This window comes from Saccharopolyspora dendranthemae, assembly GCF_007829955.1.
Taxonomy (GTDB): Bacteria; Actinomycetota; Actinomycetes; order Mycobacteriales; family Pseudonocardiaceae; genus Saccharopolyspora; species Saccharopolyspora dendranthemae.
The window spans coordinates 582,112-595,658 of record NZ_VIWX01000004.1 but is presented as its reverse complement, the minus strand read 5'-3'; the positions used below and the strand labels follow the sequence as shown (position 1 = coordinate 595,658).

Here is a 13,547-nt window from a genome sequence, read left to right as displayed (position 1 = left end):
TTTGCACGAGGAGGCGTCGCGCAGTGGGCCTGAAGGAGGGGACCCGAGTGCCACGGCTGGTCAAGGTCGCTGGTCTGATCGGCCTGGTTGGTGTCGCGGCCACTGGCTGCACGACCGACGAGGTCCTGCGGTTCGGATGGCCAGAGGGTGTCACCCCGCAGGCCGAGGCGATGCGGAACCTGTGGACTTGGTCAGTGATCGCAGCACTCGCGGTCGGTGTTTTGGTGTGGGGACTGATCTTCTGGTCGGTCGCGTTCCACCGCAAGAAGAAGAACGACTCGGAACTGCCGCGTCAGTTCCAGTACAACCTGCCGCTCGAGCTCATCTACACGGCGATTCCGTTCGTGCTGGTGGTCGTGCTGTTCTACTTCACGGCGGTCACGCAGAACACGGTTCTGGCCAAGCCGGCCAAGCCGGACCAGACCGTGAACGTGGTCTCGTTCCAGTGGAACTGGGAGTTCAACTACCCCGGTTACAAGACGCCGGACGGGCAGCCGGTGCGCACCGTCGGCAGCAGCAGCGAGATCCCGCTGCTGGTCGTGCCGGTCGGTCAGCGCGTCGAGTACCACATCAGGTCGACCGACGTGATCCACTCGTTCTTCGTTCCGGAGTGGCACTTCAAGCGGGACACGTTCCCGCACCCGGAGAAGAACAACCAGGACAACGTCTTCCAGAACACCGTTGAGCGGGAAGGCTCGTTCGTGGGCCGGTGCGCCGAGCTGTGCGGCACCTACCACGCGATGATGAACTTCGAGGTCCGGGCTCTGTCGCCGGACAAGTTCGACCGGTACATGCAGCTGCGCACCCAGGTGAACCCGCAGACCGGGCAGACCTACACCGCTGCCGAGGCTCTCGGCGCGATGAACTGCGGTGAGCTGTGCACGCCGCACGCGGTGACCGGTGTGCCGTTCAACACCGACCGGACCGGTGGCGCGCCCTCCGGCATCGGGTCGAACAGCTAGGGGTGCCCTCGACAGGGCGTACGGCGTGAGAGCGAGGACTCCATGAAGGTCGAAGCCAGGATCTTCAACATCATCACCGTTTTCTTCTTCCTGTCCGCAGTCGTCTACGGCGTCTGGGCCAAGGAGCCGGTGGGCACCGTGGCGTTGATCCTGATCGGCGGACTGTCGCTGATCATCGGCAGCTACTTCTCCTTCGTGGCTCGCCGGATCGAGGAGCGCCCGGAGGACAACCCGGACGCGGAGATCAGCGACGGTGCCGGTGAACTGGGCTTCTTCAGCCCGGGCAGCTACTGGCCGGTCGGCCTCGCAGCCGGCGCGGCGTTCGCGGGCATCGCCCTGGCGTTCTTCCACGTCTGGATGATCGTGCTCGCGGTCGGCTTCCTGCTGATCATGGTGGCCGGGCTGGTGTTCGAGTACCACACCGGTCAGAGCAGCCACTGACGCAACATTCGAAGAGGTCCCTCGGTCACAGCCGGGGGACCTTTTCGCGTCTAGGATCTCGTCCGTCGAACAACCACGCAGCAGGAGGACCTTTCCCCGTGATCACCGCGATCGTGCTGATCCAGACCGCCGCCGACCGCCTCGTGGAGGCGGCCCAGGAGATCGCCGACCTCGACGGCGTCGACGAGGTCTACTCCTGCGCGGGTGACGTCGACCTGATCGCGATGCTGCGCGTCCCCAAGCACGAGGACCTGGCGGACATCGTTCCCGGCAAGATCAACAAGGTGGCGGGCGTCCTGGACACCGACACCCACATCGCCTTCCGCTCCTACTCCCGCAAGGACGCGGAAGCCGCCTTCTCCATCGGCCTCGGAGAGGAATGATCCACGGAGCGATCCACTGATCTGTGGTCTTGTCGCTCAGCGGTGCGGGTGACGGGGGTCAGCGGAGTTCGGCGCTGAGGGTGGTCCAGCTGTCCAGGAGGGCCGCTGCGGCTCCTGAGTCGATGGCCTCGGCGACTCGCTGCAGGCCGGAGTGGAACTGGGTCTGCAGGTCGGCTCCGGGGCCGTCGTAGGCGACGCAGGCGCCTGCGGCGTTGACCAGCACGGCGTCGCGGACCGGGCCGGTGTCACCGGCCAGGAGATCGCGGACCGCCTTCGCGTTGACCCTGGCGTCACCGCCCTGGAGGTCTTCCGGGCGGCTGCGGCTGATGCCGAAGTCCTGCGGGTCCAGCACGTCCTCGCGGACCGTGCCGTCGTTGACCACCCAGACGGTGCTGGCCGCGGTGGTGGTGATCTCGTCCATCCCGTCGTCGCCGCGCACCACCAGCGCGTCGTTGCCGCGGGCGGCGAACACCTCCGCGACCACCGGTGCCATGCGGCGGTCCGCGCAGCCGATGAGGCCCGCGGCCGGGCGGGCCGGGTTGGTCAGCGGGCCGAGCACGTTGAACGCGGTCGGGATGCCGATCTCGCGGCGGGGAGCACCGGCGTGCTTGAACGCGGGGTGGAAGACGGGCGCGAAGCAGAAGCCGATGCCGACCTCCTCCACGCAGCGCGTCACCGCAGCCGGGGGGAGGTCGATCGCCACGCCGAGCTCTTCGAGCACGTCGGCGGTGCCGCACTTGGACGAGGCCGCGCGGTTGCCGTGCTTGACGACCGTCACCCCGGACGCGGCCAGCACGATCGAGGACATGGTGGAGATGTTCACGCTGCCGCTGCGGTCACCGCCGGTGCCCACGATGTCCACCGCGCGCTGGGTGATGTCCAGGGTGCGCGCGTGCTCCAGCATCGCGTCGGCCATGCCGCGCACCTCGGCCGATGTCTCGCCCTTGGCCCGCAGCGCCACCACGAAACCGGCCACCTGGGCCGGGGTCGCCTCGCCCGACATGATCAGGTCCATGGCCCAGGCGGTGTCCTCCGCGGACAGGTCCGTTCCCGCGACCAGGCTGCCCAGCAGCCCTGCCCAACTTCCCGCCATGGTTCCCACGATCTACTCCGTCGGTTCGGCTGTCCAAAGAAACTATCGTGCCGCGCCGGGAGCTTCCTGATCAGCCCGTTATGGCATGGATCGCAAGGGGGCCGAGGACCGGTAGGTCAGGCGGGAACCGGCTTGCCCTGGGTGCGCAGGACCTCGGCGACGGTCTCGGCGGAGGCCAGCGGGTCCAGCGGGTGCACGAGAACGGCGTCGGCCTGCGACCAGGTCGCGAGCCAGCGGTCGTCCTTGCGGCGGACCGCGACGATCACCGGCGGGCACTGGGTGATCTCGTTCTTGAGCTGCCGGGAGACGCCCATGCCGCCGGTCGGCTGGGCTTCGCCGTCCAGGATGAGCAGGTCCGCCTTGCCCGCGTCGACATCGCTGATCACGTCGGCGACGGTGCTCGCCTCGATGTAGTGCAGCCGGTCCAGATCGGGCGCCGGGCGGCGTCCGACGGCGTTGATGATCGCCTCCCGGACCTCGGCGCGGTGGCTGAACACGAGAACGTTCGTTGTTGCGGTGCTCATCACTGGCTCCTCGGCGAGCTTGCTCCGGCACCCGCGCCCGATCTGCGCAGCACGGGACGTTCACGTCCGAATGCTAGCCGCCCGAGCGGGTGTGACAGTAGCCACCCGGCCGGATTCGATCATCCGGCTCCGGGCTGCAGGGCGTCCCAGCCGAAGGTCTCGCCCCCGTGCCGTTGCGCCAGACCGGCCATCCGGGAGGTCTCCTGTGAGCAATGCAACGCATCCAATCGCTGCACACGGAGCGCGACCAACGGGGTCAAACCGGACACGCTGAGGTCATCTCCGCGGCCTCCGGGGCGCAGGATCCACTCATCCGAGGCCAGCAAGGCTCTCGCGGTGTCGACCGCGTCACACGGAAGTGCCAGGTGGTGGCGCAGGACAGCAGGGCTCTCGGGGTCCCACCCGGCGGCTCTGGCAAGAGCCGCCGAGGCGGCCTCGGTGTCGTCGTAGGACTGCACGACCACCTGCAGCTCGGGGTCATCGATGCTGATCACGGGCTCGCGGCGGTCTCGGCGGCCGAGTCCCAGCGCAGCCAACGCGGACCGAAGAGTTTTCACGTTGAGTTACCTCCAGGTCGCAATCCGATCACCCCGGGACCGCGGGGGAGGACCCGAGGGCGCGAGGGGAAAAGCTGCAAGACATAATGCGTCGCGTGACAACGGCAGCGCCCTCAATCAGTCAACGCGTGCACTCGCTGAACCGCCCCAACATGGTCAGCGTCGGCACCATCGTTTGGTTGGCCAGCGAGCTGATGTTCTTCGCTGGACTCTTCGCCATGTTCTTCACGGTGAAGGCGCAGAACGAGGGCGCGTGGCCACCACCGCCCACTCACCTGAACCTCCCGTATGCCCTCCCGTTCACGATCATCCTGGTGGCGTCTTCGTTCACCTGCCAGTGGGGCGTGTTCGCGGCGGAGCGGGGTGACGTCTTCGGTCTCCGCCGGTGGTACGTGATCACGCTGATCATGGGCACGATCTTCGTGCTCGGGCAGGCCGGTGAGTACTTCCAGTTGGTCACCGAGCACGCGACCACGATCGCGTCGTCGGCCTACGGAACGGTCTTCTACATGACGACCGGCTTCCACGGGCTGCACGTCATCGGCGGGTTGGTCGCGTTCGTCTTCCTGATCATCCGGACGAAGCTCAGCAAGTTCACGCCGGCTCAAGCCATCGCAGCGATCGTCGTGTCGTACTACTGGCACTTCGTGGACATCGTGTGGATCGGCCTCTTCGCCGTGATCTACCTCGTCCCGTGATCGCTCCTCCAGCGAGGAACCTCGATCGCCTGGCACGAACGAGGCCGAAACGAACACCCCGAACCGGACAGCAAGGGTTGCCGCACTCATGACCACCACTAAGAAACGGAACCGCGCGGGCTCGAAGCTCAAGCGACGGATCTCCGGTGTACTGGCGCTGGGCATTGCGTTGGTGGGTGCCGGTGGGCTGTACACCGTCCTGACTCCCGAACCGCAGACCGCGCACGCCGCCGCGGACCCGGCGCTGGTGAGGCAGGGCGAGCAGCTCTACAACAACGCCTGCATCAGCTGCCACGGATCCAACCTGCAGGGCGTGCAGGACCGTGGACCCAGCCTGACGGGCGTCGGCGATGCCGCAGTGCACTTCCAGGTCTCCACCGGCCGCATGCCGATGGTCCGGCAGGAAGCTCAGGCGACGCGCAAGCCGCCGAAGTTCAGCCCGGAGGAGATCGACGCGCTGGGCGCCTACGTGCAGACCTACGGCGGCGGACCGGAGGCGCAGAAGCAGTCCGGCGAGGCGCTGCAGGGCGGCGACCCGTCGCGCGGCGGCGAGCTCTACCGCCTGAACTGCGCGTCCTGCCACAACTTCACCGGGCGCGGCATCGCGATGTCTTCCGGCAAGTTCGCGCCGAACCTGGACGAGGCGACTGAGCAGGACATCTACCACGCGATGGTCACCGGTCCGCAGAACATGCCCAAGTTCTCGGACCGGCAGCTCACGCCGGAAGAGAAGAAGGACATCATCGCCTACGTCAAGTCCGTGACCAACGGCAACAACAACCCGGGCGGCAACTCCCTGGGTGGCTACGGGCCGGGACCGGAAACGGTCATCGCCTGGGTCGTGGGTCTCGGTGCGCTGATCGGCCTCACCCTGTGGATCGGAGCCAGGGCATGAGCGAGCAAGAGAACAAGGACTACACCGAGGCCGAACTGGCCGAGATGAGCCGCGACGAGAAGATGCGGCTCGGCCTCGCCCTCGACGACGTCGAGCTCGTCGAGTACCGGGACAACTTCCCGGTCCCCGACACCCGCGCCGAGCGTCGGGCCGAGCGGTCGGTGGCCGCCTGGTTCGTGCTGGCCGGGCTGTCCGGGCTCGCGTTCATCGCGGTGTTCCTCTTCTGGCCGTGGGACTACCAGCCCTCGACCGAGGCGCGCGAGCACTTCATCTACTCGCTGTACAACCCGCTGATCGGTTTCTTCCTCGGCCTGTCCATCCTGGCCGTCGGCATCGGCGTCGTGCAGTACCAGAAGAAGTTCATCCCGCACGAGGTCGCGGTGCAGCAGCGCCACGACGGCCACGGTTCCAGCGAGGTCGACCGGCAGACGACCGCCGCGATCCTGGCCGACGCCGGCAACCGCAGCGGCATCGCCCGCCGCAAGATGATCACGCGCACCGCCGGCTTCGGCCTGGGTGCCTTCGGCCTGAGCGCCGGCGTGTTCGCCCTCGGCGGCATGGTCCGCAACCCCTGGGCCGAAGAGGGCCAGGAGTCGCTGCTGCACACCGGTTGGATGCCGGAGCACCCCGGCGAGAAGATCTACCTGCGACGGGACACGGGCAACCCGCACGACGTCTCGCTGCTGCGTCCCGAGGACATCGAGGCCGGCGGCTTCGAGACCGTCTTCCCGTTCCGCGAAGCCTGGCGGCACGACGAGGAAGAGCTGATCACCTCGATGCGCAAGGGCGACGCGCCGGTCATGCTGATCCGGCTGCGCCCCGGCAGCAAGCCGCTCAAGCGCAAGGGTCAGGAAGACTTCAACTACGGCGACTACTACGCCTACTCGAAGATCTGCACCCACCTCGGTTGCCCGACGTCGCTTTTCGAGCAGCAGACCGGCCGTCTGCTCTGCCCGTGCCACCAGTCGCAGTTCGACGTGGTCAACACCTACGCGAAGCCGGTGTTCGGCCCTGCCACCCGCGCGCTGCCCCAGCTGCCGATCACGGTGGACGAGGACGGCTACTTCGTGGCGAAAGGCGACTTCATCGAGCCCGTCGGTCCGGCGTACTGGGAGCGTAAGTCATGAGTTCGATCACCACGCCCACGAAGGGAGAGAGCAAGCTGTACGGCAAAGTCGCGCACGCGGCCGACGAGCTGGACACGCGCTACAGGTTCGCTCCCGGCATGCGGCGGCAGCTGAACAAGGTCTTCCCGACGCACTGGTCGTTCCTGCTCGGCGAGATCGCGCTCTACACGTTCATCCTGCTGCTGGTCACGGGCACCTACTTGGCTTTCTTTTTCGACCCCTCCATGCAGGAGGTCGAGTACCAGGGCGTCTTCACCAACCTGCGCGGTGTGGAGATGTCCCGGGCCTTCGAGAGCACGCTGGACATCTCCTTCGAGGTCCGCGGCGGTCTGTTCGCCCGTCAGCTGCACCACTGGGCGGCGCTGCTGTTCATGGCGTCGATGGTGGCGCACATGCTCCGCATCTTCTTCACCGGCGCGTTCCGGCGCCCGCGTGAGACGAACTGGATGATCGGCGTCACGCTGTTCATCCTGGGCATGTTCGAGGGCTTCACGGGCTACTCGCTGCCGGACGACCTGCTCTCCGGCACCGGTGTCCGGATCGCCTCCGGCATCGCGATGTCGGTCCCGGTGCTGGGCACCTGGGTGCACTGGATCCTGTTCGGCGCGGAGTTCCCCGGCACCGACCTGATCCCGCGCTTCTACCTGTTCCACGTGTTCCTGCTGCCCGGCCTGATCCTGGGTCTGGTCGCGGCGCACCTGGCGCTGGTCTGGTACCAGAAGCACACCCAGTTCCCGGGCGTGAAGCGCACCGAGAGCAACGTGGTCGGTGTCCGGATCATGCCGGTGTTCGCGGTCAAGGCCGGTGCCTTCTTCGCGATCGTCGTCGGCGTCTGCGCGATCCTGGCCGGTGTCTTCCAGATCAACCCGATCTGGAACCTCGGCCCGTACATCGCCTCGCAGATCTCCGCCGCGTCGCAGCCCGACTGGTACATGATCTGGACGGACGGTTCGTCGCGTCTGTGGCCGGCCTGGGAGGTCTACCTGGGGCCGTTCACGATCCCGGCGGTGTTCTTCCCGACCGTGCTGTTCATGGGCATGATCTTCACGGCCGCGATCATGTACCCCGCCATCGAGCGCAAGCTCAGCGGCGACACCGCGCACCACAACCTGCTGCAGCGTCCGCGCGACAACCCGGTACGCACCTCGCTGGGTGCCATGGCGCTGACGTTCTTCATGGTGCTGATGATCTCCGGTACGAACGACATCATCGCGTTCGAGTTCAACATCTCGCTGAACGCGATGACGTGGGGCGGACGCGTCGGCCTGCTCGTGCTGCCGCCGATCGCCTACTGGATCACCTACCGGATGTGCCTGGGTCTCCAGCACAGCGACCGGGAGGTGCTCGACCACGGCGTCGAGACCGGCATCATCAAGCGGCTCCCGCACGGTGAGTTCATCGAGGTCCACCAGCCGCTCGGCCCGGTGGACGACCACGGTCACCCGGAGGCGCTGCCCTACCAGGGCGCACCGGTGCCGAAGAAGATGAACGACCTGGGCGCGGCCGGTCATCCGGTCGAGGGCAGCTTGCTGCGGCCCGACCCGGTCGACGAGACCGCCGCGCTGAAGCGGGCCCGTCACCAGGACGAGGTCCGCCAAGCGGAGGACAGCTCGGAGCTGACGGCGGGCAAGCCGTCGCAGGGCGACGAGTAAGAGCTGAAGCCGAGACGGCCCGGTACCCCGAGCGGGTGCCGGGCCGTTTCGCTTCTCCAGCGGGCCGTCGAGGCTGTCGGTAGCGTCCCGGGCATGGCTACGCTGCAAGATCCGAAGGTCCGGGAGTTCCTCTCGCAAGGCACCCGCACCGGTCTGGTGGGGTTCACGGCAGCCGACGGACGCCCGCTGGTGGCGCCGGTGTGGTTCGTCGTGGACGGCGACGTTCTGGTGTTCAACACCGGCAAGCAGTCCGCCAAGGGCAAGTCCCTGCTCCGCGATCCGCGACTGACCCTGTGCGTCGACCTGCCGCAGCCTCCCTTCGCGTTCGTGCAGGTCCAGGGCACGGCCGAGATCTCGGAGGACAGGCAGGACCTCGTCGACACGGCCACCGCGATCGCCGCCCGCTACATCGGACCGGACGAGGCCGAGAAGTACGGCATCCGCAACGGCGTTCCGGGCGAGCTCGTCGTCCGCCTGCGGCCCACCAAGATCAACGCTGCCTTCGACATGATCGCCTGAGCGAGGTCTCGCGCCGGGTGGGGAAGTTTTCATGAAAACTTCCCCACCCCCCACCACACGCCACCGAGGCCGGGTGGTCAGTCGATGGCCGCGTAGGGGGTTCTTCCCGCGGTCGCCTTCTCCAGCCAGGTCCGCCAGGAGCCTGCGGCGTTCGCCGGCTCGGTCCACGGGTCGGTGGTGCGCACCAGGCGCGTGCCGCCGGTGGTGAGCCAGCGGTAGATGACGCGCGCTTCGTCGGCGGTCGCGCCGTGCAGCGGGCCCGGACCGTCCAGGACGGTTTCCGCCGATGCCTGCAGCAGGTCCACGACCGGCATCGGGGGAACGCCGCGACGGGCCACCCCGGCGGAAGCCAGCCTGCCGTGCCGGATGACCGACAGGTGCCAGCCGCCGCGCCCGTCCGGGCGGGCCGCGACCAGCTCCGGCACGGAGGCGAGCGCGGACAGCCGCTGGCCCCGGTCGAGGGAGCGGACCAGAGAGGCGAGCCGGTCGCGGTGGTCGGCGGCGTCCTCGTAGCGCTCGCCGTCGGACAGCCGTTGCAGCTCCTCGCGGAGCCGGTCCAGCAGGTCGCCGCTGCGCCCGCGGATGACGTCCCTGATGGTGACGACCTCGGGCGCGTAGTCCTCGGCGCTCTGCAGGCCCGCGCAGGGAGCGCCGCAGCGCCCCAGCTCGTGCAGCGCGCAGGGCCGCCCGGGCTTGCGCGGCGAGAGGCGGTCGGTGCAGCGGCGGATCGTGGTCGCCGACTGCAACGCGTCCACCGCAGCGGTCGCCGCGTGGCGGGAACCGAAGGGCCCCAACGCGTCGGCCCTGGGGGCGCGCACGATCGACAGTCGCGGGAACACCTCGTCGGTGAGCACCACCCACCACGCGCGCTGCGGGAACTTCGAACGGCGGTTGTACCGCGGTTGGTGCGCGGACAGCAGCCGCAGCTCCCGCACCTCCGCCTCCAGCGGGTGGGAGCACTCCACGTGATCGACCCGCTCGGAGATGCCCACCATCTCCTTGACCCTGGAGCGCTTCTCGCCGGCGGTGAAGTACTGCTTCACGCGTCTCCGCAGGTCGGAGGCCGTGCCGATGTAGAGGACCTCGTCCTTGGGGCCGCGGAAGAGGTAGACGCCGGGGGAGTGGGGCAGCGAATCGGCGAGGCCGCGCTTGCGCTTCTGCTGCGGCGTCACGTCGGGGAGGTGCCCGAGCAGGTCCTCCAGCGTGCGCACGCCCAGCGGGCCGAGCCGTTCGAGCAGGACGTGCAGCACGTCGACGGTCGCGCGGGCGTCGTCCAGCGCTCGGTGCACCGGTTCGGTCCGGGCGCCCAGGACGCGTGCCAACGTGCCGAGCTTGTGGTTGGGCGTCTCGTCCCGGGTCAGGACCCGGCGCGCCAGCTTCACGGTGTCGACGACCTGCGGCTTCGGCCACGTCAGGTCGAGCCGCTCGCACCCGGCCCGCAGGAACCCGATGTCGAACGGCGCGTTGTGCGCCACCAGCACCGCGCCCCGGCAGAACTCCAGGAACGCCGGGAGCACGCTGTCCCAGCGAGGTGCGTCGTGCACCATCGCCTCGGTGATGCCGGTGATCGACACGACCGAGGGCGGGATGCCGCGTTCCGGGTTCACCAGGGTGGCGAACTCGCCGAGCACCTCGCCGCCGCGGACCTTCACCGCCCCGATCTCGGTGACGGCGTCGTTCTGCCGGTCTCCGCCCGTGGTCTCAAGATCGACCACCACGAACGTCGCCTCGTGCAGCGGGAGTTCGTCGGTGACGGTGATCTCGTCGAACGTCAGTTGGCGGTGCGCGGACATCATCGGCACGTTACGTCCCCCTACCGACATCGCAGCGCGTGCGTGTGCGCGAGACCGCGGCGATTAGCCTGTGGGGATGGCGACACCGAAATCGGGGCCGGACGGTCCCACCCCGGCGGAGTCTGCTGTGGACGGTTCCCAGCAGACTCCCGGTGCCGCGTTCGCAGACCCGGAGGAACTGCCGCCTCCGCTGCGCGCCAGGCTCGCCGACCTGGCCGCGGGCGCTCTCGACGAGATGCGCTCGACGGACGTGCCCGCCGCGCTGCGCCCGGTGGTGCGCTTCGCGCCCGCCAAGCGGGCCAAGCTCGGCCAGCCGGCGCTGCTCAACGCGCTCCGGGACTCCTCGGTGTTCCGCACCTCGGTGCTGGACTGGTGCCGCAACCACCGACCGGAGGCGCTCGAGCTGCAGAACCCGGATCCGGTGGCCGCCGGAGCAGCGGCGGTGCTGCAGGGTGCCGCGTCCGCACCCCACTACGTCGAGCTGATCGGGTTCCGCAGCGAGCAGGGGCAGCTGCGCGCCGAGCGCGATTCGGCGCTCGCCAAGGTCGAGCGGCTGGCTGCCGAGACCGAGCGGCTCAAGGGCGAACTGGCGCAGGCGCGGGAGTCCGCGGATCAGGCCGCCGGCAGCGAGGAGGCCGACCGGCTGCGGAAGCGCCTGCGGGAGCAGGGAATGCGGTTGCGGGAGGCCAAGGACGCCGCCGAAGCCGCCCGGAACGAGCTCGCGCTGGCAGGCGAGCATCGGGACGCGGCCGTCGCCGAGATCGCCGCTGAACGGGACCGCGAGCGCGAACGCGCGCAGGAGGAGCGGCAACGCGCCGATCGCGCGGCGGCCGATGTGCGGGTTGCCCGGGAAAGCGCCCGGGAGGCGCGGCAGGGCGACGAGGTCCGGCTGGCGCTGCTGCTGGAGACCTTGGAGGGCGCGGTCGGCGGCCTTCGCCGCGAGATCGGTGCCGCCGGTTCCGGTCCGAGGCCGGCCGACGTCGTGCGGCGGGTCCGGGAGCAGACCGCGACGTCGGGCGAGGTCGGCGACATCGTCGCGCTGGACAGGCTGCTCGGGTTGCCCGCGGTGCACCTGATCGTCGACGGCTACAACGTCACCAAGACCGGGTACCCGGAACTCCCGCTGGCCGATCAGCGCGACCGGCTCGCCCATCAGCTCGCCGCGCTGGCCGCGCGCACGGGGGCCGAGGTCACGCTCGTCTTCGACGGAGCGGACGTGCTGGCGGTGCCCTCCGCGGGACCTCGGGGTGTGCGGGTGCTCTTCAGCGAACCCGGGGTGCAGGCCGACGACGTGATCCGCGACCTCGTGGCCGCCGAGCCCGGGGGTCGTCAGGTGGTGGTGGCGACCTCGGACCGCGCGGTGGTGACCTCGGTGCAGCGGCGCGGCGCGTACGCCGTGTCGTCGGCGATGTTGTTGGCCCGGCTGAACCGGGTCTGACCGCTCGCCGCTCGTCCGGTGCCATCCGCCGACTCAGGGGAGGTGCCCGAAGTCATAGTGGATCACTCCGATACGCTCCGTATCCCGAAGGTGGGCGTGTTGTGGTGACAAGTCCAGGTGAAAGCGACGAAAGATCCGTTACTGTGAGCGAGCAGTCATCCTCCGTTAGAGGGATTTGGTCGCGCTCAGTAGAATTTGGGACCCGCTTCTAGACGTGTCGCCTCACCTTTCGTAACCTACCTGAGTCCTCGCGGCGATCAGTTGCTCATACCGGGCGATACGCGAGGCGCCGCTGATTCGGTTTTGTCGGGGAACCGGGCCGCGCTCCAGCGGGTTTTCCGCATGCGGTCAGGCGGTTGGACGCAGAAGGAGCTGTGCGCGACGTGGCGTCGCACGGAATCAAGCGCTCATTGCGAGGCGCCCTGGCCGCAACCGCGGTCGCTGCAGTCGTCGGCATGACCTCCGGCGGTGCCGCCCTCGCAGACCCGCCTCTCCCGAACAACGCCTCGGACGCGGCCAAGCAGGTCCGCGAGCTCCAGCACCAGGCTGAGCAGCTCACCGAGGACATGAAGAAGGCCGAGGACGACCACGAGGCCAAGAAGGCCGAACTCGGACGTTCCGAAGCCCAGGCCGCACAGTCCGAGCAGGTCGCCAACCAGGCGCGTGGCGAGGAAGAGAAGTTCCGCGGTCAGGTCGACCAGCTCACGCACGCCTCGTACCAGGGCGCACGAATGAGCAAGCTCTCCGCGCTGCTGGTGAGCGAAACGCCCGATGACTTCCTGGATCGCGCGTCCGCGCTGGACGCGTTGGCCAAGGACAACAACGACGCCGTCAAGGCTCTGTCCGCGGCGACGCACCAGGCCCAGGAGGCCGAGCGGACCTCGAAGGAAGCGCGCGACCAAGCCGCTCGGGCCGAGCAGGACGCCGCGCGGCTGGCCGAGGACATGAAGAACAAGTCCAAGGCCATGAAGGACCAGATCGAGAAGGTCGAGGAGAAGTACGCCGAGCTCAGCGGTGAGGACCAGGACTCGCTGATCTCCGACGGCGAGACCGGTGTCGGCTCGATCGCCGGTGCCGGCGCGGCGATCCAGGCGGTCAACTCCGCGCTCGGCAAGCAGGGTTCGCCCTACGTCTGGGGTGCCAAGGGGCCGAGCAACTTCGACTGCTCCGGCCTCATGTACTGGGCCTACAAGCAGGCGGGCGTGAGCATCGGCGGTTCGACCAAGAGCCAGGTCACCGAGGGCAAGTCGGTGTCGGCCAGCCAGCTCAAGCCGGGCGACCTGATCTTCTACTACAGCCCGGTCAGCCACGTGTCGATGTACATCGGCAACGGCAAGGCCGTGCACGCCCCGACTTCGGGCGACGTGGTGAAGGTGACCGACTACAAGAAGATCGGTGACGTCACGGCCATGCGCCGCGTCGCGGGCTGATCCGCTCCAGTCGTGGTTCGGGGTCGGTGCCTTCG

Annotated in this window: 14 protein-coding genes; 10 read left to right on the top strand and 4 right to left on the bottom strand. The window is 68.6% G+C overall.

The window, feature by feature from the left end:
- Positions 1–23: 23 nt before the first annotated feature.
- The 3 genes from ctaC to FHU35_RS20995 all read left to right on the top strand — a co-directional run bounded on the left by ctaC (position 24) and on the right by FHU35_RS20995 (position 1,786).
- Positions 24–962: an aa3-type cytochrome oxidase subunit II gene (gene ctaC / locus FHU35_RS21005; protein WP_145742343.1), complete on the top strand. Its 939-nt coding sequence runs from the start codon at positions 24–26 to the stop codon at positions 960–962.
- Between the two features lie 42 nt (positions 963–1,004).
- Positions 1,005–1,403 carry a cytochrome c oxidase subunit 4 gene (locus tag FHU35_RS21000; protein WP_145742342.1) on the top strand — a complete coding sequence of 133 codons (399 nt, stop codon included), beginning with the start codon at positions 1,005–1,007 and terminating at the stop codon, positions 1,401–1,403.
- A 98-nt stretch (positions 1,404–1,501) separates the two neighbouring features.
- Positions 1,502–1,786 (top strand): Lrp/AsnC family transcriptional regulator, encoded by a 285-nt coding sequence (locus FHU35_RS20995; RefSeq protein ID WP_145742340.1) that lies wholly within the window; start codon positions 1,502–1,504, stop codon positions 1,784–1,786.
- 58 nt (positions 1,787–1,844) lie between these two features.
- Here FHU35_RS20995 and trpD read toward each other — a convergent pair whose 3' ends face one another.
- The 3 genes from trpD to FHU35_RS20980 all read right to left on the bottom strand — a co-directional run bounded on the left by trpD (position 1,845) and on the right by FHU35_RS20980 (position 3,960).
- Positions 1,845–2,879 carry an anthranilate phosphoribosyltransferase gene (gene trpD, locus FHU35_RS20990; protein WP_222429446.1) on the bottom strand — a complete coding sequence of 345 codons (1,035 nt, stop codon included), beginning with the start codon at positions 2,877–2,879 and terminating at the stop codon, positions 1,845–1,847.
- Between the two features lie 116 nt (positions 2,880–2,995).
- Complete coding sequence (locus tag FHU35_RS20985) at positions 2,996–3,403, bottom strand: hypothetical protein (protein ID WP_145742337.1); 408 nt, start codon at positions 3,401–3,403, stop codon at positions 2,996–2,998.
- Positions 3,404–3,522: 119 nt separating this feature from the next.
- A complete protein-coding gene (locus tag FHU35_RS20980) occupies positions 3,523–3,960 on the bottom strand; it encodes a hypothetical protein (protein ID WP_425474161.1) in 438 nt (145 codons plus the stop codon).
- A gap of 86 nt (positions 3,961–4,046) precedes the next feature.
- Between FHU35_RS20980 and ctaE the strand changes: the two genes are divergently transcribed.
- From ctaE to FHU35_RS20955, 5 genes are all read left to right on the top strand, one after another.
- Positions 4,047–4,658, top strand: a complete 612-nt coding sequence (ctaE, locus tag FHU35_RS20975) for an aa3-type cytochrome oxidase subunit III (RefSeq protein WP_145742335.1) — start codon at positions 4,047–4,049, stop codon at positions 4,656–4,658.
- A gap of 88 nt (positions 4,659–4,746) precedes the next feature.
- A complete protein-coding gene (gene qcrC, locus FHU35_RS20970) occupies positions 4,747–5,553 on the top strand; it encodes a cytochrome bc1 complex diheme cytochrome c subunit (protein ID WP_145742333.1) in 807 nt (268 codons plus the stop codon).
- Positions 5,550–6,680, top strand: a complete 1,131-nt coding sequence (gene qcrA / locus FHU35_RS20965; RefSeq protein ID WP_145742331.1) for a cytochrome bc1 complex Rieske iron-sulfur subunit — start codon at positions 5,550–5,552, stop codon at positions 6,678–6,680. Before qcrC ends, qcrA begins: the two co-directional genes overlap by 4 nt.
- On the top strand, positions 6,677–8,332 hold the full coding sequence (gene qcrB, locus FHU35_RS20960) for a cytochrome bc1 complex cytochrome b subunit (protein ID WP_145742330.1): 1,656 nt from the start codon (positions 6,677–6,679) through the stop codon (positions 8,330–8,332). Before qcrA ends, qcrB begins: the two co-directional genes overlap by 4 nt.
- Before the next feature lie 93 nt (positions 8,333–8,425).
- Positions 8,426–8,851, top strand: a complete 426-nt coding sequence (locus FHU35_RS20955) for a PPOX class F420-dependent oxidoreductase (RefSeq protein ID WP_145742327.1) — start codon at positions 8,426–8,428, stop codon at positions 8,849–8,851.
- Positions 8,852–8,928: 77 nt separating this feature from the next.
- Here the strand turns inward: FHU35_RS20955 and FHU35_RS20950 are convergent, their stop codons facing one another.
- Positions 8,929–10,644 (bottom strand): DEDD exonuclease domain-containing protein, encoded by a 1,716-nt coding sequence (locus FHU35_RS20950; protein WP_145742325.1) that lies wholly within the window; start codon positions 10,642–10,644, stop codon positions 8,929–8,931.
- A gap of 76 nt (positions 10,645–10,720) precedes the next feature.
- On the opposite strand from FHU35_RS20950, the gene FHU35_RS20945 reads away from it, so the two are divergent.
- Positions 10,721–12,082 (top strand): NYN domain-containing protein, encoded by a 1,362-nt coding sequence (locus tag FHU35_RS20945; RefSeq protein WP_145742323.1) that lies wholly within the window; start codon positions 10,721–10,723, stop codon positions 12,080–12,082.
- A 383-nt stretch (positions 12,083–12,465) separates the two neighbouring features.
- A complete protein-coding gene (locus FHU35_RS20940; RefSeq protein WP_246110457.1) occupies positions 12,466–13,512 on the top strand; it encodes a C40 family peptidase in 1,047 nt (348 codons plus the stop codon).
- The last annotated feature ends 35 nt before the right edge of the window (positions 13,513–13,547 follow it).

Excerpts from the sequence above, each read along its gene's own strand:
- qcrC (WP_145742333.1), top strand. The coding sequence starts at position 4,747 with ATGACCACCACTAAGAAACGGAACCGCGCGGGCTCGAAGCTCAAGCGA.
- FHU35_RS20985 (WP_145742337.1), bottom strand. The coding sequence starts at position 3,403 with ATGAGCACCGCAACAACGAACGTTCTCGTGTTCAGCCACCGCGCCGAG.
- FHU35_RS21000 (WP_145742342.1), top strand. The coding sequence starts at position 1,005 with ATGAAGGTCGAAGCCAGGATCTTCAACATCATCACCGTTTTCTTCTTC.
- qcrA (WP_145742331.1), top strand. The coding sequence starts at position 5,550 with ATGAGCGAGCAAGAGAACAAGGACTACACCGAGGCCGAACTGGCCGAG.
- FHU35_RS20955 (WP_145742327.1), top strand. The coding sequence starts at position 8,426 with ATGGCTACGCTGCAAGATCCGAAGGTCCGGGAGTTCCTCTCGCAAGGC.
- trpD (WP_222429446.1), bottom strand. The coding sequence starts at position 2,879 with ATGGCGGGAAGTTGGGCAGGGCTGCTGGGCAGCCTGGTCGCGGGAACG.
- ctaE (WP_145742335.1), top strand. The coding sequence starts at position 4,047 with ATGCGTCGCGTGACAACGGCAGCGCCCTCAATCAGTCAACGCGTGCAC.
- qcrB (WP_145742330.1), top strand. The coding sequence starts at position 6,677 with ATGAGTTCGATCACCACGCCCACGAAGGGAGAGAGCAAGCTGTACGGC.
- FHU35_RS20945 (WP_145742323.1), top strand. The coding sequence starts at position 10,721 with ATGGCGACACCGAAATCGGGGCCGGACGGTCCCACCCCGGCGGAGTCT.
- FHU35_RS20950 (WP_145742325.1), bottom strand. The coding sequence starts at position 10,644 with ATGTCCGCGCACCGCCAACTGACGTTCGACGAGATCACCGTCACCGAC.